This window comes from Paraglaciecola sp. T6c (assembly GCF_000014225.1).
Classification (GTDB): Bacteria; Pseudomonadota; Gammaproteobacteria; order Enterobacterales; family Alteromonadaceae; genus Paraglaciecola; species Paraglaciecola atlantica_A.
Genome location: NC_008228.1, coordinates 1,511,486 through 1,530,985, shown reverse-complemented (window position 1 = coordinate 1,530,985; position 19,500 = coordinate 1,511,486). Strand labels below are relative to the sequence as shown.

Annotated in this window: 14 protein-coding genes; 4 read left to right on the top strand and 10 right to left on the bottom strand. The window is 45.5% G+C overall.

Annotated elements, in window-relative coordinates; all coding sequences use genetic code 11:
- The first annotated feature begins 141 nt into the window (after window positions 1–141).
- Window positions 142–981 carry an MBL fold metallo-hydrolase gene (locus tag PATL_RS06495; protein WP_011574125.1) on the top strand — a complete coding sequence of 280 codons (840 nt, stop codon included), beginning with the start codon at window positions 142–144 and terminating at the stop codon, window positions 979–981.
- Between the two features lie 26 nt (window positions 982–1,007).
- Window positions 1,008–2,138: a patatin-like phospholipase family protein gene (locus tag PATL_RS06490; protein ID WP_011574124.1), complete on the top strand. Its 1,131-nt coding sequence runs from the start codon at window positions 1,008–1,010 to the stop codon at window positions 2,136–2,138.
- A gap of 47 nt (window positions 2,139–2,185) precedes the next feature.
- Here PATL_RS06490 and PATL_RS06485 read toward each other — a convergent pair whose 3' ends face one another.
- The 4 genes from PATL_RS06485 to PATL_RS06465 all read right to left on the bottom strand — a co-directional run bounded on the left by PATL_RS06485 (window position 2,186) and on the right by PATL_RS06465 (window position 7,772).
- On the bottom strand, window positions 2,186–2,659 hold the full coding sequence (locus tag PATL_RS06485) for a DUF1456 family protein (RefSeq protein ID WP_011574123.1): 474 nt from the start codon (window positions 2,657–2,659) through the stop codon (window positions 2,186–2,188).
- 104 nt (window positions 2,660–2,763) lie between these two features.
- The gene (locus tag PATL_RS22195; protein WP_198136260.1) at window positions 2,764–3,801 is read right to left on the bottom strand and encodes an AraC family transcriptional regulator; all 1,038 of its coding nucleotides are present in this window, start codon (window positions 3,799–3,801) and stop codon (window positions 2,764–2,766) included.
- An 86-nt stretch (window positions 3,802–3,887) separates the two neighbouring features.
- Window positions 3,888–5,690 (bottom strand): carboxyl transferase domain-containing protein, encoded by a 1,803-nt coding sequence (locus tag PATL_RS06470; protein ID WP_011574121.1) that lies wholly within the window; start codon window positions 5,688–5,690, stop codon window positions 3,888–3,890.
- Between the two features lie 108 nt (window positions 5,691–5,798).
- Complete coding sequence (locus PATL_RS06465; RefSeq protein ID WP_011574120.1) at window positions 5,799–7,772, bottom strand: monovalent cation:proton antiporter family protein; 1,974 nt, start codon at window positions 7,770–7,772, stop codon at window positions 5,799–5,801.
- A gap of 128 nt (window positions 7,773–7,900) precedes the next feature.
- On the opposite strand from PATL_RS06465, the gene PATL_RS06460 reads away from it, so the two are divergent.
- Both PATL_RS06460 and PATL_RS06455 read left to right on the top strand, forming a co-directional pair.
- Window positions 7,901–8,764 carry a GGDEF domain-containing protein gene (locus PATL_RS06460; RefSeq protein ID WP_011574119.1) on the top strand — a complete coding sequence of 288 codons (864 nt, stop codon included), beginning with the start codon at window positions 7,901–7,903 and terminating at the stop codon, window positions 8,762–8,764.
- A gap of 195 nt (window positions 8,765–8,959) precedes the next feature.
- Window positions 8,960–10,603 (top strand): response regulator, encoded by a 1,644-nt coding sequence (locus PATL_RS06455; protein WP_081429926.1) that lies wholly within the window; start codon window positions 8,960–8,962, stop codon window positions 10,601–10,603.
- A gap of 226 nt (window positions 10,604–10,829) precedes the next feature.
- Here PATL_RS06455 and PATL_RS06450 read toward each other — a convergent pair whose 3' ends face one another.
- From PATL_RS06450 to lpxB, 6 genes are all read right to left on the bottom strand, one after another.
- The gene (locus PATL_RS06450) at window positions 10,830–11,615 is read right to left on the bottom strand and encodes a lipase family protein (protein WP_011574117.1); all 786 of its coding nucleotides are present in this window, start codon (window positions 11,613–11,615) and stop codon (window positions 10,830–10,832) included.
- Window positions 11,616–11,774: 159 nt separating this feature from the next.
- Window positions 11,775–13,169, bottom strand: a complete 1,395-nt coding sequence (gene tilS / locus PATL_RS06445; RefSeq protein ID WP_011574116.1) for a tRNA lysidine(34) synthetase TilS — start codon at window positions 13,167–13,169, stop codon at window positions 11,775–11,777.
- 96 nt (window positions 13,170–13,265) lie between these two features.
- Window positions 13,266–14,222, bottom strand: a complete 957-nt coding sequence (gene accA / locus PATL_RS06440) for an acetyl-CoA carboxylase carboxyl transferase subunit alpha (protein ID WP_006992121.1) — start codon at window positions 14,220–14,222, stop codon at window positions 13,266–13,268.
- A gap of 48 nt (window positions 14,223–14,270) precedes the next feature.
- Window positions 14,271–17,738, bottom strand: a complete 3,468-nt coding sequence (dnaE, locus tag PATL_RS06435; RefSeq protein WP_011574115.1) for a DNA polymerase III subunit alpha — start codon at window positions 17,736–17,738, stop codon at window positions 14,271–14,273.
- A complete protein-coding gene (rnhB, locus tag PATL_RS06430; RefSeq protein WP_011574114.1) occupies window positions 17,739–18,332 on the bottom strand; it encodes a ribonuclease HII in 594 nt (197 codons plus the stop codon).
- Window positions 18,333–19,499: a lipid-A-disaccharide synthase gene (gene lpxB / locus PATL_RS06425; protein WP_011574113.1), complete on the bottom strand. Its 1,167-nt coding sequence runs from the start codon at window positions 19,497–19,499 to the stop codon at window positions 18,333–18,335.
- Window position 19,500 lies beyond the last annotated feature (1 nt).

The window sequence follows — 19,500 nt, the reverse complement described above, 5'->3', positions numbered from 1 at the left end:
ACATACCCGTGTATAAGATTAAGGCTTATTGAAAGCACCGTTTAGTGCTAATCTTCAACAATATCAACCGTGAGAAACACGCTACTTGCTGCGCTACCATTCGTTTTGCCCGCCTGTAGCACTGAATAATTGAGTATATAGATGCGATTAACTTTTTACGGCGTTAGAGGCTCGATACCTACCCCAGGAGCTGAGTATATTAAGTACGGCGGTAATACAGCCTGCGTACACATCGAGCTAAACGACGGCAATGACATCATCATTGATGCGGGCACAGGTATTCGCACTTTAGGCCAGAAACTCGCCGCGAAAGAAGGGGATATACACTTATTATTGACCCACAATCACTGGGATCACATCCAAGGCTTCCCCTTTTTTACGCCTATATACCAACCTCAGCGCAATATTTTTATCACCCCAGGACAAACGACTCTAGCTGAGCACGATAATATTTTACGCCAAATGAGTGGTAGCTACTTTCCCGTTCAGTTTAATACCTTACCTTCGGCTATTGCTCTTGAAGCAAAGCCTGACAATCTGCGCCAATGGCATATAGGTGAGGCAAAAATTCAGCGTCAAAAAATTAATCATCCAGGTGGAGGCAGCGCATATTGTATTACCGCCGATGGCAGTAAAGTGGTATACATTACCGACAATGAATTGTATCCCCCCTACAAGAAAAGCACTGACTTTCTCGATTGGGTAGAATTCGCTCGTGATGCAGACTTAGTCATTCATGATGCTCAGTACATGCTGACTGATATGCCAGGTAAAGCGGGATGGGGTCACTCAGTGGCCGAAGAAGCGGTAAAATTGAGTATGGCATGTCGTGCTAAACGTTTAGCTCTGTACAGTCACGATCATACACGCACTGACGATAATATTGCTGCCGTAGAAGCCCACTGCCAAGAGCTAGTGGAAATAGCTCAAGCTGATCTCGAGCTATTCGCTGCAGCAGAAGGTATGAGCATCGCTTTGTAATAGAAAAGGCAGGATCCTAATACACCATGCATGAACGTAATCATTACGCGTTGCTTTTATCCGGCGGCGGCGCAAGAGCCGCATATCAATTGGGCGTGCTGAAGTCTATCAGCACTTATTTACCTAGAAACCAAGGGATCCCCTTTCCCATTGTGTGCGGAAGTTCAGCTGGGGCTATTAATGCCACAGGACTCGCATGCTATGCATCTTGTTATCATTTAGGTATTCGCAAGTTAGAACATGTGTGGAAAAATTTCACCACTCGGCAAGTGTACGGGAGTGGAATACGAGATGTGTATTCACATCTAGCGCAAAGTTATTTCCGCAGTTTTCAGTCCACTTTAAATCAAAAGCAAGCCAGTAGTTTATTGAATAACCAACCTCTGCGTAAACTCATTCGTAACCGTTTGGATTTCAAACGCATTGATAATAACGTGGCAAGAGGATATTTACGGGCAATCAGTATCAGTGCGTCAAGCTATAGCACCCACGATTCAATTAGCTATTTTCAGGGGCACCAAGATATACAGCCTTGGCATAGGCAGCAACGCCGGGGAATAAAAACCGCTTTGCATAGCGAGCACTTAATGGCGTCATCAGCCATTCCGTTAGTGTTTCCTCCTGTTAAACTAGACGGGGAATTCCTTGGTGACGGCTCAGTCCACCAGCTTTCGCCTCTTAGCCCTGCTATCCATCTTGGCGCTCAGAAGATATTCGTAATAGGTGTGGAACAACCCGAACGTGCTCCGCGCTTTACTAACGTTATTCATTATCCCAGTAGCTTAGAAATTGCTGGGCATTTACTCGATACTATTTTTGCCGACACCTTGCGCTCTGATTTAGAGCGGTTGCATCGTATCAATCAAACGCTGGAACAATTAGATGCCGAGCAACGTCAAAAGAGCGCGCTCAAGACGATTGATTGTTTAGTGATTAATCCTAGTGTGACGTTTAACGACATGGCAGCACGGCACTTTCATCAAATGCCATCAGGCATTAAATCACTGCTAAAAATAATGGGATTACATAACAATGCGGATTCCTCGATACTCAGTTACCTTCTGTTTGAAAAAGAATACTGCAAAGAGTTAATCGCGCTAGGCTTTAAAGATGGCCTAGCAAGAGCGGAGGAAATCCGTCATTTTCTGACAATATAGCGCGTTTAGGATTTAGGTAAACCTGTGTCGCTAAGTTGAGTTTCGGGTTAATCTTTCTGGGCTTCACCGCGTAATTTTAGCTGTAACCCTTTAAGAAAATTGCGCAAGAACTGGTCTTGGCATTCGCGGTAATGGCGGTTACCGGGCTTACGGAACAAGGCACTCAACTCATGCTTAGACAGACGAAAGTCACTCTTGTCCATAATGGCCAGAATATCTTCAGCTTGCAGATTAAGCGCAATTTTCAGTTTCATTAAAATAATATTATTCGTTAGCACACGCTCTACCGGCGCAGGTGCACCCTCGCGTTTACCCCGTTTTAAGTTAATCAAACCGTTTAAAAATAGTGCGAACTGTAAATCTGTAATGCGAACAAATTCAGGCTCTTCTTCTTTTCGCAACCAGCTGTGTAATTGCGCAGTGGTGGCTGGGTATTCAGCCTGAGCGAAAACGTCAAGCATTTGTTTATCGTTAAAATCGAAAATATAGCGGATACGACGCATCACATCGTTATTGATCATGGGGAATTCCTATTTGTTCACTGGACTCAATGTGCTCATCGAGCTTTAATTGGCGCTATCATACGCATGTTGCCGCTAAAGCACGATCAAAAGTGTTTAGGGAGTTAAACAATTGGCAAATAAATATCTATGATGGTCTCATTTTCAGGTACGTCGGGGAACCCTTGGACTCGCTCCACAAATAGAGGTGCATTTCTTATCTCATAATCCTCATTTAGGGATATCGTTTTATACAACTCATCGATACTCTCGCTTAATAGCCTATCACTGCCATTATGTCGAAAATGGGCACATCGCCCGCTGCCGATAACGCCCTGCTGTACAGCATAATCATTCGGTTCAACGACCTTCCTTATGGAAGCTGCAACATCAAAACGATATTCCTCCTTGGGAACATCTCTAGGGTCATTGTATAAAATGTTGTATGTCTTGCTAGTGCGAGGTGAAGGTCCGTACTGCTTTCGCCATTGAATAAATTGTGCAACGGTTTTCATGACACCTTCAGGGTCGCCCTCATGAGTTAAAAATGCGATCGCCGTCCGAGGAAAATCAATAACCTGTATCTGCTGTAGTGGAATGTTCTTACTGCTTATGTCAGTCATGTAAGCACCTCGTATCTTTATTTCTTTTTTGTTGGCGTGTTTACCATTATTTTCGTTCACGGTGAGCATTTTTATACAGGATGAATGAGTCGTTGGGGTGAGCTCTTCGAAATAGCTAACATTGGCTGGCGCGCCCACAATAGCTTGATGAGTGGGAATTGCATGAGACTTTCTAACATACTCAACAAATTGCTTTCGAAATATCGAAGGGGCTTGACAAAACTGACGCTTAAATGCACGGGTAAAGCTCTGATGATGACTAAACCCGCAGCTAAGCGCAATATCAAGCACAGACATTGAAGGGCGATACCGCAACTCATATACGGCTTTACGTAACCGCGTTAATAACACATATTCGGCAACGTTATATCCTGTGTACAGAGTAAAAGCGCGTTGAAAATGAAAAACGGAAAAACACGCAACATCGGCCAAATCCGTTGCAAGCAGCGGGTGGTCAATATGCTCATTGATATACGTTAGAACGTTTTCAATTTTAACCTTGCTACCTTGTGGTCGCTTAATGCTATGCAAGCTGTCCATGAACACCAATGCCATATTGTTTAAGGTAAGCTAAGTTTGTCGCTTTATAACTGGTAAAACTTAACCATTTCTGCGCTTTACTATTATCAAAAGAGTGTTTGCAGGATTACTGCTCGCGTATCAGCTGGGTCAATTACCGCATCAATCTCAAGCACACTGGCCACTTCTGTAGCTTGGCCATTTGCATATTGCTTAGCAACGAGTTTTTCAAATAACGCTTGGCGTGCGATAGGGTCTTCTTGCGCCGCGAGCTCTTTACTGAAGCCCAATTTAACGGCCCCTTCTAGGCCCATTCCGCCAAATTCGCCAGTAGGCCATGACAACATATAGTGAGGTTTCATGGTGCTACCTCCCAATAACGCTTGAGCGCCTAGGCCGTAACACTTGCGTATTGCTACAGCCACTAACGGCACAGTGAGCTTAGCGCCGGAGGTAAACAACTTGGCTAATCTGCGCACGGCCCCGCGCTCTTCATGCTCTGGCCCCACCATAAAACCTGGGGTATCACATAAACTCAGCAACGGGATTGAGAACTCATTACAAAATTGCATAAATTCAGCCGCTTTCTCTCCTGCTTCTACGTCTATCGCTCCCCCGAGCACCTTGCAGTCACTCGCCAATATACCTACGGGCCGTCCCTTGAGTCGTATGAATCCTGTGATAATCGCTCCCCCAAATTGACGCTGTAACTCAGTAAAGCTGTCGTTATCAGCCAGTATATTGATAGCTTTTCGCATATCGTACACAAAGCGTCGGTCATCGGGCAGTACGTCTCGTAAACTGGCTTGCTGTGCGTCTTTATCAGCCTGCTCTTTCTCTGAGTATGTGATTGGGCCTTGAAAATACCCCAAACAGCGTTTTGCTAGGTAGGCGGCGTCAGCTTCATCCTCTGCGACTATGTCCACCACACCATTTTTAGCTTGAGTTTCTATAGGGCCAATTTCTTTTGCATTGACCACGCCTAGGCCACCACCTTCGATCATGGCTGGGCCAGCCATTCCTATCCATGACTTTTTGGTTGCGATTCGAATATCAGCCGCACCGAATAATGCCGCATTGCCGGCAAAGCAATAACCGTTGGCAACGCTAATACGCGGCACGACACCACTTAAAGCAGCCCAGCTTGAAAATGATGCGCACTGGAGCCCCGAATTAACTATGGTGATATCAGTATCGCCGGGCCGCCCGCCACCGCCCTCGGTAAACATAATGATAGGCAGAGTCTGCTCTTGCGCCACAGCCAAAATACGATCTAGCTTTTGATGGTGAAAGAACCCTTGGGTGCCTGCCAGCACGCTGTAGTCATTAACGATGAGGGCCGTTTTATAACATGCTGTCGCTTTCACTAATGACAACGTTTGACGATTGACCTCCCCTACACCTGTGATGATGCCATCAGCAGCGGTGGCAGTTTTCAATTCTTGGTAGTCTCGCCGCTGACGCTGCGCCGCTACCGCAAACTGGCCGTACTCCATAAAGTGAGCACCTTCGCACAGATCTTCAATATTTTGCCGGGCACTTCTAAAACCCAGTGCTCGTCGCTTGGCAATGTGCTGATCTCGAGCTTCGTCCGATGTCATGGTTTGGCGGGCTTCGAAAGCAAGCAGGGCCTTGTGCGTGCTAGACATAGCACTTGCCTGTGCTTCTGAGGTCACCATGTTGGGCTCATCCTCTATCTCTAACAATATCTGCTTAGTCACCACTTCATCCTCTATGTTGACGTGCAGTCGTTTGATAACGCCTGAGTGCGTAGCCACCACAGGCAACACCGTTCCCATGACCTGTAGAGTCAACAAAGGTTGGCCTTGAGTAACGGTTTGCCCTTGGATGATAAAAATGTCAGATATAACAGCGATAGAACTAGCGGTAATAGTATGAGAATGGGACATAATACTTCTTCAATAAAAGGTAAAAATCACTATAAAGCGGTAATGAGCAAAACGGGAACCGCACTTGAAAGCAAGTTGATTCCCAACGATTACATAACAAGGCAGCCATCAATCGCCTTCCAGTAAATAACGTTCAGCGCGTTCGACTCGCCTAGGCTTTCCACTGATCACCAACACATCGCCCGCTCTTAGCACCATATTCATCGGTGGACTTTCCATTTCAATATTGTCCCTGCGTAGGCCTTTAATTTTGACTCCGGAACGATTTACATTGAGATCAACCAATGCTCTACCCGCCGCATAGGCGTTAGGCGCAACGATCACGGCATGTAAAAACTCTAGCTTATCTTGCTTTTCGTAACTCAATTCGGTGGTTTCACCAGGAAAGAAACCGTGCATATTGCCATATTGTCCCTTTCGCTCTTTACGCACGCGCTTCAATATACGCGACATAGGGATACCCGATAAATGCAAGACTTGGGAAACCAACATTAAGCTCCCTTCGAGAATTTCAGGTACTACCTGGCTCGCTCCTGCCTTGTATAGCTCATTCATACGATAGTCTTTACGAGTACGCACCACTATCGGTAAATCAGGATATAAACTAGATATAAGCTGAATAACCGCCATGGCTTTGTTGTGCTCATCAAATGTGATCAATACTAACTTAGCACGCTCTATACCCACCGCCTTTAAGATGTCGTTTTGCCGAACATCTCCAAAGTAGACAGGCTGTCCAGCACTTTGGCTCTCTTGCACGCGCACGGGATCAGCGTCAACCACTAAATAAGGGATCGCCTCGCTTTTAAGTAACCGACCTACTGACTGACCGACTCGACCAAACCCCATGATAATCACATGGTCATGCATCAGTTCATGCTTTGCCGCAACCGAATCGATTGCTTCAAATTCAACTGGGGGCGCATTCACCATACGTTTTGCAAAATCGGAACTACGGGTCACTAACCAAGGGGTCATTGCCATGCTTAAAATCCCAATACTGAGGATCAAAGAACCCACTTGAGTTGATAAAATATTGTGATCAACCGCTAAAGCGGCGATGACGAAACTGAACTCCCCCATCTGGCATAACTTAAAACCAGCAGCCCAAGCGTCTTCTTTGGGTACACTGAATAATCCGCCAGCAAGACGAATAATGAAGACTTTAATCAACAACATACCGGCCAGCCCCAATAGCGCCCAATGCCATTGAGCCAGTAAATCGGTCAGGTTAAGGCGCATGCCAATTGTGATGAAGAACAGCCCCATCAAAATATCGCGAAACGGGCGAATATCCGCTTCTAACTGATATTTATATTGGCTCTCGCCTAACATCATTCCGGCTAAAAATGCGCCTAGGGCCATCGACAACCCAAAAGAATACGTTAGACCTGCTGCCATTAACGCTACCAAAATGGTGGTTAATACGAACAACTCATCCGTGCGAGTTTGCGCGACTTCGGTAAAGACTCTCGGTAGGATCCATTTACCCACGGACATAAGAATTAAAACCACCACTATGCCCTTCACGATAGAAAGCGCAATCGCCATACTTAAGCTTTGCCCGCCGTCCATTGCCAGAAGAGGCACAACGATAAGTAAAGGCACAACGGCCAAATCTTGAAAAAGTAGAATACTGACCGCCATTTGGGCGCGAGATGTATTTAGGATCCCCATGTCATTTGTTTGCTTAATAACGATGGCTGTAGACGATAACGCGACGATACTCCCGACTATGATGGCAGCTGGTAGCTCTACGCCTAAAAGCATACTAATCCCCATAAACGCAAGAGTAGTCAGGAGCATTTGTCCTAAGCCCACCCCAAACACCATTTGGCGCATAGCGATCATTTTTGGTAGAGAGAATTCCAAACCAAGAGAGAACAGCAAAAACACCACCCCGAGCTCGGCAAATGTTTGCATATCTTCAGGGTGTTCAAATAAAGCAAGTAAATCAGGGCCTGCGAGGATCCCGCAAAAGAGGTACGCCAAAATAGGCGGCAAATTTATGCGTTTAAATAACCAGACACTGGCAACCGCCACCGCCATCAAGAGTAAAATATTTGCAAAAATCCCATGCATTACAAGGGTTACCACCTCTTAGCTAGATCAATTCCATTTTTAGGCATGAATACTGCTAAGTATCCATCGTTATCGTAATCGGTGCGCTATTTTTAGCGGAAGCGCCAATATTTTGGCAGGAGTCAATAGTGGAACAACTCAATCAACTTTATGAACAGCATGTAGGTGAAAATGTGTTTAATCCGAGCCATTACGCGCCGGTTTTAAATCAACATGAGCTCAGTGCGTTCTTTCAAAAGTGGTTAACCACAATTGACTTAGCTGTTCTTAGCGAGTTGTTTTTCGAACAACTGCAAAATACGTTACCTCTGTGCGGATTAAAAATCCAGTGGAATCACAGTGATATCACCCACGGTACACTCACCAATAAACCGTATAATAAGCGCTTAGCCGTGCGTCAGGGGGATAAAGAAATCGCCATGATCCACTATTCACTGTCTCGCACTTTGGCCGTGCGTGAGTGGCAAATACTACAACAACTGCACATGCTGTTTAAGAACCCGCTAAAGAACGGTTTAGAGTACGAGCGCATCAAACTAGTTGCCACCAGAGATAACTTGACGGCACTGGGAAATCGCAGCAATTTTGATGACACCATGCACCGTTTATTCAGTCAGGCGAAACGCCAACCTTGTCAGTTCGCTTTGCTGGTTATTGATCTTGATAAATTTAAACAAGTGAATGATCAATTTGGTCATACACAAGGAGACAAAATACTCATCACCTGTGCCCAAACAATCTCAGCTTGCTTGCGAGAAACCGACTTTGCCTTTCGTTTCGGTGGCGACGAGTTTTGTTGCCTGTTAACCGACACATGCATAGATTCCTGCCAGCAAATAACTCAACGTATTCAGCTGGCCTTTAAAGAAGATAGCCTGCTTGCTCAGCACTACATTAGTTGCAGTATTGGTAGTGCCATTTATCAAGACGATGACACACAGCATAGCCTTTTCATGCGCGCAGATGCCGCCATGTACCGCAATAAAAAGTAACTCTTTTTTAGCTATCTCAAACCTTTATAGCTATATCAAACGTTGGTGTTATTAAACGCGCTGCAAAACACAAGCGCCACTTCACTTTCTGAATAGTTATCCATACCCAAAAAATGATTGAGCTTATTCATCGTTCATTATAACGTTGGGCATATAACAACGAGATAGAAATGAGCATCATAAAATGGATGTAGTTTGATTAAGATCCCCCCGCAGCCACCTGTCAAAGAACTGAATGTCTTGGTCATTGATGGGCAATCACTTGTACAAGATACGATAAAATCTGCTTTTCTAGAAATGGGCATCGAAAACGTTCGTTGTGCTCAAAATGCTTTTTATGCTCTGCGGCTCTGCGAACACATCTCTTTTGATATTATTCTCGTGGCGTTTGATGTGCGCAGTGATAAAGATGGGTTTAACCTACTCGAAGAAATGCGCTTTAAAGGGTATATCGCTAAGACCACCAGCGTTGTCTTTCTCAGCGCTGACACATCTGCCGAACTCGTTAATTGCGTGATAGAACTGCAACCAGATGATTTTTGGGTTAAGCCGTTGGACAAGTCCCGAGTGGCACAACGCATCAATTATATTCTGAAAGTCAAAAGTCAGCTGTATCGTTTGAATTATTGCTTCGATCAAGAAGAATACCCAAGCGCCATATACCTTGCCCAGCGTCAGCTCCAAGACGCATCTTTAGTGCAGTACTATCCACAGATTAATCGCTTGATCGGTCGTTGTTTATTCAATTTGCAAGAATATGCTGATGCAGAAGCTTTTTATCGGCAATTGCTCACGCAATATGATTATGGCTGGATTGTAGTAGGGCTATTAAGGTCTCTACTCAAGCAGGACAAAATAGACCAAGCAATGACCCTTGCAGATGAGTTGTTAGACCGAGACGACGCGCGCTTCGCCACCTATGACACACTCACCGAGTACTACATAGAAAAAGAGAATTACGAGAAAGGCTACGAGCTTATTAAAGAAGCGAGCAAACTGGCACCACGCAACATACAGCGTCACCGTAAAGCGTGGGATTTGGCTCGATTAAACCATGATCCCTTTGGCCAATACACTGCCACTCAGAACATGGCGAAATACGCTAAAAACTCTATACATGACACGCCTGATCTACAGCTCAATGTCATCCGTTCAGGTATTGATTTAGCCAGTACGGCTTCTAACACGCAAGCGCAAAAGTTATTAGCTGACATGGAACGAAAAGTAAGTAAATTTCAGCAAGATTTTACTCATGTTAATGACTTCAAAAGCCAATTAACGGTTTTACAAGCTCGTTTGCTGAGCTTGGGAGACAACAAAAAACAAGCGGAAGAGTTGATGCAAACTCAAGGCGAAGTCAATAGCTGGCACTCGGTTGAAGATAACTTAGACAAGGTAAAGGCGTTTCACGAAGTCGGCCAACGAGAGCAGTCCTTGGCGATCCTAGATAGAATGAAAGAACAAATTCGTGGTAATGAATTTGCCAATCAAGTCATGTCTGAATATATTGATCAAGAGCGTAATGAGCGTAGCGAAATTCATCACACCCCTAAAGAGCTCGCTGAGATGGCGTCTATTCATTATAAACATAAACGCTTTGCGCCTGCTTATAAGCTCTTAACCCAAGCGATGCAACTCGCCCCCAAAAACCCGAACATTGGTCTGAGTTTACTGAAGGTATTAGCGAGAATAGCCCAAGATGAGGGGTTAAATGAAGAACAGAAAAGCGGTTTAAAACACTGCAAATCGTTGTTGAAAACAGCTGAGCTCTCTGCCCAGCAAAAGCTTAAACAAGCGCAATATATTGACGCTATCAATCAGCACCTGTCACGACAATAGTGATGCGCCGCGCCAAAAAATGCGTCGCGCCAATAGTGATTTTTCTCGTCGAGAGTAGTCCGTCATGGCTTTAACAATAAATATTGAGCCTTTAAGCAAGGGATTACTAAAGCTAAGCTGTCGATTGAAAAGTGATGGCTAGAGAGAGTCGCTATGTTCACGTATCAGCCCCTTTTAGGATTACATCTAAGACAAGTTAATACGTTCCTTCCCCCACTCATGATACTCAGTGCTTATCAAAAAAGTCTTTGTTTCGTATGTACTTGTGCATGTAATGATAAGAAATAGGAGAGATAAGCCAGCTGGTGAGTGTTTTATATAGCCGCACTGACGGCCGAATGTTTTCGTATATTCGCTCATTATGCAGCCAAAGATTACGCCCCACATGTTTAAATATGCCCGGCAGAGGCGGTAAAAACGTAATAATGTCCAAATCGCAGCAAATGCGATAAGTACGGCGGTGCAACATATAATGCTTATTAAAGCTTCTGAATCCCGTAGATGGCTGTCCGAACGTCACGACTCTGCGCACGGGGGAGTCAAAACGCCGCTCAAGCCAGTCTGCGGTTAAAATAGCCATCGCCCCGCCGGATGAATGGCCTGTTAAACTGATCCGCTTACCGCTCGCGATTAAAGGGGTCAGTACCTTTTCAATCTGCTGATAAATACTCAATGCCTCTTCTTCAGGCACCGCTCCTGCTACTTTTTGATTGAGCAACCTATCGTAACCGTAATGAATGTAATAAACGGTCTTGTTGAAACGCTTGCGCTTAGGGAAGCAACACAAATTTGTCAGCCAGTCGCTCAGCACTTGAGAGCCGCGAAAGACAACTATTACTTCTTTCTTTTTGTCTTGCCACAAAATACGCGCCAATACATGCCCCTGCCTGTTTTTGATGGCGACGTGACCCTGCTCAGCGAATCCTAACGCCACATGATCAAAGGTTTTTGGATAAGCCAGCTTGCACAACACTGCATAGCGTTCGTATTGGTAGCGTTTGAGTTTTTTCAATCAATAAGAAGGCGTTAGTGAGTTAATGTTTGCAGGCTACCCGTGCATTGTGACACTTCCATGACTCAGCATGTCAATTGTGTATCCAATTGTTATGAATTAAAGATACGAACAAATAGATAGGCTGAATTCAACGCAGCGGACTTGCTGTTACCCACCCTACTTTTGGTATGTTAGGGTGCCTGATGAATCAAGTTTTTTTTGCGATACGGCTTTGTGCTGAATCGATTTTCCAGCAACAAACCGACCATGGATCAGCAAGCCAATGATCTGCTCGCCCTGCCTGATGATCGCGATGTTCGTGCGCTCCCAAGGAGGTATCTTCCACTCTTTGAACCATTGCTTCAACGGCTTAGATTGAGGTGCATCTTGCGGTGTAAAGCGCTGAGAAAAACCACCAAAGACCACGCTTACTGGGGCAACATCAAGATTATCTATGTTGAGGCTGTCATCGCTTACTTCGGTTAATTGCCCACGTTTTAGCTCTAATTCCCCTAAGGATAAGGGTAATTTTTTTACTTCACACGGCTGTATAACCGTTTCATATGGACTTATCTGCTCAGGAATGGTTATCACATAAAGCGCATTTTCAAAACGCCTGAATTGCCATTTTTGCCACTGTATCACTGGGCTAGCATCTTGCGCGGCTAACAGCAGCTCCCTGCTTAACTGTGCCAGTATTGCTTGGCTTGGACTGAGAATACTCTGGGTATCTAGCCACATGCGCACCACTTGCAAACGCCATGGCTCAGTCAACGCCAAGAGAAGCTCAATGGACAAGGTGTTGTTTGGGTTTCGCAGCGAGAGTAGTTTTTCTTGTGTTACTTCATCTAATAACGCTTGCTGCTGTGCGCATAACTGAGCGCTGCGGGAAACCGACTGAGCAAAGTGTGGCCAACGCTGATGTAAAAGCGGATTAATATCTCGGCGAATAAAATTACGCTCAAAGTCGACGTTTTGATTCGACTCATCTTCTTGCCACACCAGCGCGTGTTCATCAGCATAACGATGAATCTGCGCTTGGCTTATTTCTAGCAAAGGCCTAAAAAAATGTACTTGCTCTTGAGGTGTCGAAGGTTTAGCGCGAGAAAAAAGACGCCCCATACCACTTAAGCCTTTTGGGCCAGCACCACGTTTTAGTTGCAGTAATACGGTTTCTAACTGGTCGTTTTGATGCTGTGCTAACGCTACAACACTGCCTGGCGGCGCTACTTCGACTAATTTGGCATAACGCGCATCTCTTGCTTGTGCCTCAATCCCGTTCCCGCTCGCTACATCAACAAATACCTTGGCGCTATGAAACTCGACTTCAAGTTCACTGCACACAGTGGCACAGTGCTGCTGCCATTTATCGGCATTATCACTCAACCCGTGATGAATATAGAGAGCACTTAATTGAAACGACGAAATGTCAGCTTGTGTTAACTGCCACAAAGCATGTAACAGCACATGAGAGTCAATGCCAGCACTGTAAGCAACAACAAGGTGTAGAGGAGATGGGTGGGAGCGTTTCAGTGCAGATACTTGCGCTGCTAAATGGTCGAATAAAGACATATCTGCCAATGGGTTGCTAACAACGTCAGCGCGAGTACATGTTTGTAAAAGCGCTGAACATAAACAGCCTGCTTACACAGGCAGCTAATCAATTTTTTAACAGTAACCAAACGACATGAGTCGCTCGTACCGTTGATCGAGTAACTCTTCAACAGACAAGCTTTTTAGTTGAGCGAGTTGCTGTTTAATAGTCGCTTTCAGATTCGCCGCTGCAACGTCGTGGTCACGATGCGCGCCACCTAAAGGCTCCTCCACTATGCTGTTGATCAAGCCTAACTCTTTAATTTGTCCAGCAGCTACGCCCATCGCCTCTGCGGCTAAAGGGGCTTTGTCAGCACTTTTCCAGAGGATTGACGCACAACCTTCTGGTGAAATAACGGAATAGGTACTGTATTGCAACATATTAACACGATCGCCAACACCAATTGCCAATGCGCCACCCGAGCCACCTTCACCTATCACCGTACAGATAATGGGCACTTTGAGTCCTGCCATCACTTTTAAATTGCGGGCAATAGCTTCACTTTGACCACGCTCTTCAGCCCCCACACCAGGATAAGCACCAGGGGTGTCGATAAAGGTAATGATAGGCAAATTAAAACGCTCGGCCATTTCCATTAAACGCAACGCTTTACGATAACCTTCAGGCTTAGGCATACCAAAGTTACGTTTGATTTTCTCTTTGGTATCGCGGCCTTTTTGGTGTCCAATGACCATAATAGGCTGCTCATCTAACATGGCTAAGCCACCGATGATTGCTTTGTCATCGGCGAAAGCGCGGTCACCTGCCAATTCATCAAATTCGCTAAAAATACGGGGGATATAATCCAAGGTATACGGGCGCATTGGGTGACGCGCAAGTTGAGATACTTGCCATGCCCCTAAGTCTGCGAATATTTTTTTGCTCATTTCCGCGCTTTTTTCACGCAGTTTTGTGATTTCTTCCTCGATACTAATATCGAATTCACCGCCTTGATTAACCAAACGCAATCCTTCAATCTTTGCTTCAAGATCAGCGATTGGTTTTTCGAAATCCAAAAAATTCAAGCTCATTCCACACCTAATTTGTTTATTCGTGAACAGACGTTATATCTGTCAAAATCAATGAAACACCAGCTCTACATGCTCTTTACCGAACTGCTGCTGTAATTCAAAAAGTAACTGATCCTCAGGGGTAACGTACCACTGGGCACCTAACGCTAATGTTACCTCGGCATCCGGATGCACAACATGGGCTTGTACCGGACAGCTTCCGCCTTGATAAGGCGCTAATATTGCTTGCAGTTTAGCGAGTGTTGAGGCATTACACCAGCTCGATTCAAACTGCATACTTAACCATTTTGCGTTCTTTTCCCTCGCCTGAACTATGTCCATAGCGTCGCGGGCGCCTATTGTATTGCCCCCGGAAAATTCATCAAAGCTGACCTGTCCACTTACCACCAATATTCGGTCAGATTGCAGTATTTCCTCGTATTGTTCAAACAGATCGGGGAAAAAACGTACATCTATCCTAGCACTTTTATCATCTAATGTGACAATGCCCCAACGTCGACCTCGTTTATTGGTCATCACCCGTACGCCAATAACTAACCCTACCGCGTATGATACGACATCTTTATGGGTCGGTTTGAGATCAATCAAGCGACCCGTACAGTAATGTTTAATTTCTTGGGCATATTGGTTAATTGGGTGTCCCGTTAGGTAAAGCCCTAATGTGACCTTTTCGCCGTCTAACCAGACTTTCTCTGCCCAATGTGGCACTTTAGCAAACGCTTGCTCCACTTGCTCAGGCTCTGTGGTTAGCAGGCCAAACATATCACTTTGCCCGTGGGCTTCGGCTTTAGCGTGTTGATCTGCGGCAGATATTGCTTCCGGTAAGGTGGCCATAATAGACGCTCGATGTGGCCCAAGGTTGTCCAGTGCGCCAGCGTAAACGAGTTTTTCAAGCACTCGCTTATTGATCCGTTTAGTATCCACTTTTGCACAGAAATCGAATAGGTCTGTGAATTTTTCGTGGTTTTCCCGCGCTTCAATGATCGCGGCTATAGGGCCTTCCCCCACACCTTTGATGGCTCCGATGCCATAAACAATTCGCCCCTCGCTATCAACGGTAAACTTGTAGCTACCTGCATTGACATCAGGTGGCAATAAGGTAATTCCCATTCGCTGACATTCGTCGACTAAGGTCACGATTTTATCTGTGTTGTCCATATCAGCGGACATTACCGCCGCCATAAATTCAGCAGGGTAATGGGTTTTTAACCAAAGGGTTTGATAAGAGACCAAGGCATAAGCAGCAGAGTGAGATTTGTTAAAACCATACCCAGCGAACTTTTCTACCAGATCGAAGATTTTAATCGCCAACTCAGGGTCAATGTTGTTGTTTTTGGCGCCGGTCTCAAATGACTCTCGCTGTTTGGCCATTTCTTCGGGCTTTTTCTTACCCATAGCTCGGCGAAGTAAATCTGCCCCACCCAAACTATACCCAGACATTTCCTGAGCTATCTGCATAACTTGTTCTTGATACAAGATAATGCCGTATGTCGGCTCTAAAATTTCTTTCAAGCATTCATGTTGGTATGTGGCATCGGGATAGGAGATTGCTTCTCGGCCATGTTTACGGTCGATAAAGTTGTCCACCATGCCTGATTGCAAAGGACCCGGTCTAAATAGGGCTACCAGTGCGATAATATCTTCAAAACTATCGGGTCGAAGTCGCTTGATCAAATCCTTCATACCGCGGGATTCAAGCTGGAAAACGGCTGTGGTTTCAGAGCGCTGTAAGAGTTTAAAGGATTTCTTGTCATCCATTGGAATCGCCAAGATATCGATATCGACGCCTTTACCGGCGGAAATCATATCGATGGCCCACTGAATAATGGTCAGTGTACGTAAGCCCAAGAAATCAAACTTAACCAGACCTGCCGTTTCAACATCATTTTTATCAAATTGCGTGACTGGGTTTTTCCCCTCATCATCACAATATAAGGGCGCGAAATCGGTAATTTTATCTGGCGCGATAACCACACCACCGGCGTGTTTACCCGCGTTACGAGTTACCCCTTCAAGAATTCGCGCCATATCGATGAGATCTTTGACTTCTTCATCGTAGGCGTAAAGCTCCGGTAATCGCGGCTCTTCTTCAAATGCTTTGGTTAACGTCATACCTGGCGTAGGTGGAATAAGCTTTGAAATACGATCAACGAAGCCGTAAGGGTGACCCAAAACTCGCCCAACGTCGCGCACAACGGCCTTCGCAGCCATGGTACCAAATGTGATAATTTGCGATACCGCATCACGACCGTACATTTCAGCAACGTGATCAATCACTTCGTCGCGTCTGTCCATACAGAAATCGACGTCGAAATCCGGCATGGAAACCCGCTCAGGGTTCAAGAATCGCTCGAACAGCAAATCAAATTCCAGCGGATCCAAATCCGTTATCCCTAGTGCATATGCCACCAGTGAACCAGCACCTGACCCTCGTCCCGGACCAACTGGAATACCGTTATCTTTACTCCACTGAATAAATTCCATTACGATCAAGAAGTAACCGGGAAATCCCATTTGGTTGATTACCACTAACTCAATCTTTAATCGTTCATCGTATTCTGGGCGTTTAGCAAGGCGTTCTTCTTCGTCAGGGAAAAGAAACGCTAAGCGTTTTTCTAACCCCTCTTCAGATACTTTTACTAAGAAGTCTGCGATGGACATATCGCCCGTAGGGAAATCTGGTAGGAAATAAGTGCCTAGTAGTACTGATACATTACAACGCTTGGCAATCTCAACTGTGTTCTCAATCGCTTGGGGAATGTCGGCAAATAGCTCACACATTTCCTCGCTGGTGCGCATGTATTGTTGTTCACTGTACAACTTAGGACGACGTGGATCGTTCAGTGTGTAACCATCATGAATGGCAACGCGAATTTCGTGCGCTTCAAAGTTATCAGGTGAGATAAAGCACACTTCGTTTGTGGCCACTACGGGCAAGTCATGTTGCCCCGCCCACTCCACCGCTCGGTGAATATAGTCTTCTTCGCCTAAGCGCCCTGTGCGTGTTAATTCTAAGTAGAAACGGTCAGGAAAATGCTGCTGGTAAAAGGCGGTAGCCTTTTCAGCTAGGCCAACATTGCCTTTGGTTAGATAAACCCCTAAGTCGCCCATACGGCCACCTGAAAGGATGATCACCCCTTCACTATGCTCAACCAACCATTCTTGGTCTATAACGGCTTTGTCTTGCACACTGCCGCGCAGATACGCTTTAGAGATGAGCAAAGTGATATTTTTATAGCCTTTGTTATTAGCGGCTAACAACGTCAAGCGAAAAACATGATCTTCTAGGGCATCTGACTGCACCCAGAAGTCCGTACCAATAATGGGTTTAATGCCGTTTGAATGGGCCTGCTCATAAAATTTTACCAGGCCACACATGTTCATCTGATCGGTTAACGCAACCGCAGGCATATTGAGTGATTTTACATGGGCAATCAGCGGTTTTACTTTATTCAAACCGTCTAGCATTGAATAGTCGCTGTGGACTCTCAAGTGTACAAATTTACAATCAGACATTTAGTTTCCTGCCAACTGCCCGCCACGTTGCATTAACGATAATTGCACGGGTTTGAAGCTCATTCGGTACTGAGATAAAGGGCCAAGTTCAGCCAGTTTTTCTAGGTGCGCTTTTGTGGGGTATCCCTTGTGCTGAGCGAAACCGTATTCAGGGTGAGCATTGTGTAACTCGCTCATTTCCGCATCTCTGGTCACTTTCGCAATAATTGAAGCCGCTGAAATTTCAGCAAATAGGCTATCACCTTTTACCACCGCTTCACTGGCATAATCCCAATTAGGACAACGATTACCGTCTACGCGCACAAACGTGGGCTGGGTTGCTAGCCCTTGCACTGCTCGCTTCATAGCAAGCATGGTGGCATGCAGGATATTTAACTCGTCAATCTCTTGCGGTGACGCTCTGCCTACACAGACCGCTAATGCGTTCTGCATGATGATATCAAACAGGGCGAGACGTTTTTTCTCTGATATTTTCTTTGAATCTGCTAACCCGGCAATCGGTTTGGCTGGGTCAAGGATAACAGCGGCGGTTACCACATCGCCCACCAAGGGCCCGCGGCCAACTTCATCGACACCTGCAATTAACTGGGTCATTTACTTGCTCTCTTGATTGGGTTCTATTAGCGATAACACCGCTTTGGCCGCTTGGGCATCTGCATCTTGCTTGAGTAACCCATGAAGTTCAGTAAAGCGGGCGACTAACGCAGCTTTCTGATCTTCACTCTGGTTAAAGTAGTGCAATAATTTGCCGGCAATATTCTGAGGGTTAACGTCTTCTTGCAATAATTCGGGGACTAACTCTTCATCCGCTAAAATATTGGGTAATGCAAAATATTTAGCAATATATAAACGCTTCATCATTTGGTGGGTTAGCCAGCTCATACGATATGCTACCACCATAGGGCGTTTGCATAGCATGGCTTCTAGCGTCGCTGTCCCCGACGCTAGCAATACAGCGTCAGAAGCTGTCATCACTTCACGAGCATGGCCGATAACCACTCGGTAATTTACGTCAACCAAGTGCTCTCGCATATAGTCTTCAACTTGACGTTTGCGCTCTTTGTTAACCACTGGGATGAGCACACATAAATCGCTTACGTCTTTGGACAATAGTTCTGCGCTTTGCATAAAAATATCGAGCAGCAAGCTCACTTCACTGTGGCGACTACCAGGCAACAAGGCCAATACTCGCTCGTCTGGGTGTACTTTTAATGCTTTACGTGCAGCACCTTTATCAGGCACCAAAGGGATGCCATCTGCCATGGTATGGCCTACAAATTGGCATGGGATATTATGCTTATCGTAGACCTGCTTCTCAAACGGAAACAAACTCAAAACCAGATCGGTTGCTTTGGCAATATTGAACACGCGCTTCTCGCGCCAAGCCCAAACTGTGGGGCTGACGTAATGCACGGTTTTAATACCCGCTTTTTTAAGAGGTAACTCTAAGCGTAAGTTAAAATCTGGGGCATCAACACCGATAAAAATATCTGGGGGATTGGCGATAAAATGTTGATATAAACTTTTGCGAACAAACAACAATCTGCGAATACGCGATAACACTTCAACGAGTCCCATCACAGATAGTTCTTCCATGTCGAATATCGTTGTACACCCTTGCGCTTGCATGCGTGGACCGGCTATCCCTTCAAAAATGGCATTGGGATATTGCTGCTTAATACTGCTGATTAATCCGGCGGCTAGTATGTCGCCGGATGTTTCACCGGCAACTATTCCTACTCTAATGGCTTTTTCGCTCATG

What these genes read in the sequence shown, in the direction of transcription:
- PATL_RS06495 (WP_011574125.1), top strand. Translation starts at nt 142, where the DNA reads ATGCGATTAACTTTTTACGGCGTTAGAGGCTCGATACCTACCCCAGGA.
- PATL_RS06490 (WP_011574124.1), top strand. Translation starts at nt 1,008, where the DNA reads ATGCATGAACGTAATCATTACGCGTTGCTTTTATCCGGCGGCGGCGCA.
- PATL_RS06485 (WP_011574123.1), bottom strand. Translation starts at nt 2,659, where the DNA reads ATGATCAATAACGATGTGATGCGTCGTATCCGCTATATTTTCGATTTT.
- PATL_RS22195 (WP_198136260.1), bottom strand. Translation starts at nt 3,801, where the DNA reads ATGGACAGCTTGCATAGCATTAAGCGACCACAAGGTAGCAAGGTTAAA.
- PATL_RS06470 (WP_011574121.1), bottom strand. Translation starts at nt 5,690, where the DNA reads ATGTCCCATTCTCATACTATTACCGCTAGTTCTATCGCTGTTATATCT.
- PATL_RS06465 (WP_011574120.1), bottom strand. Translation starts at nt 7,772, where the DNA reads ATGCATGGGATTTTTGCAAATATTTTACTCTTGATGGCGGTGGCGGTT.
- tilS (WP_011574116.1), bottom strand. Translation starts at nt 13,169, where the DNA reads ATGTCTTTATTCGACCATTTAGCAGCGCAAGTATCTGCACTGAAACGC.
- accA (WP_006992121.1), bottom strand. Translation starts at nt 14,222, where the DNA reads ATGAGCTTGAATTTTTTGGATTTCGAAAAACCAATCGCTGATCTTGAA.
- dnaE (WP_011574115.1), bottom strand. Translation starts at nt 17,738, where the DNA reads ATGTCTGATTGTAAATTTGTACACTTGAGAGTCCACAGCGACTATTCA.
- rnhB (WP_011574114.1), bottom strand. Translation starts at nt 18,332, where the DNA reads ATGACCCAGTTAATTGCAGGTGTCGATGAAGTTGGCCGCGGGCCCTTG.
- lpxB (WP_011574113.1), bottom strand. Translation starts at nt 19,499, where the DNA reads ATGAGCGAAAAAGCCATTAGAGTAGGAATAGTTGCCGGTGAAACATCC.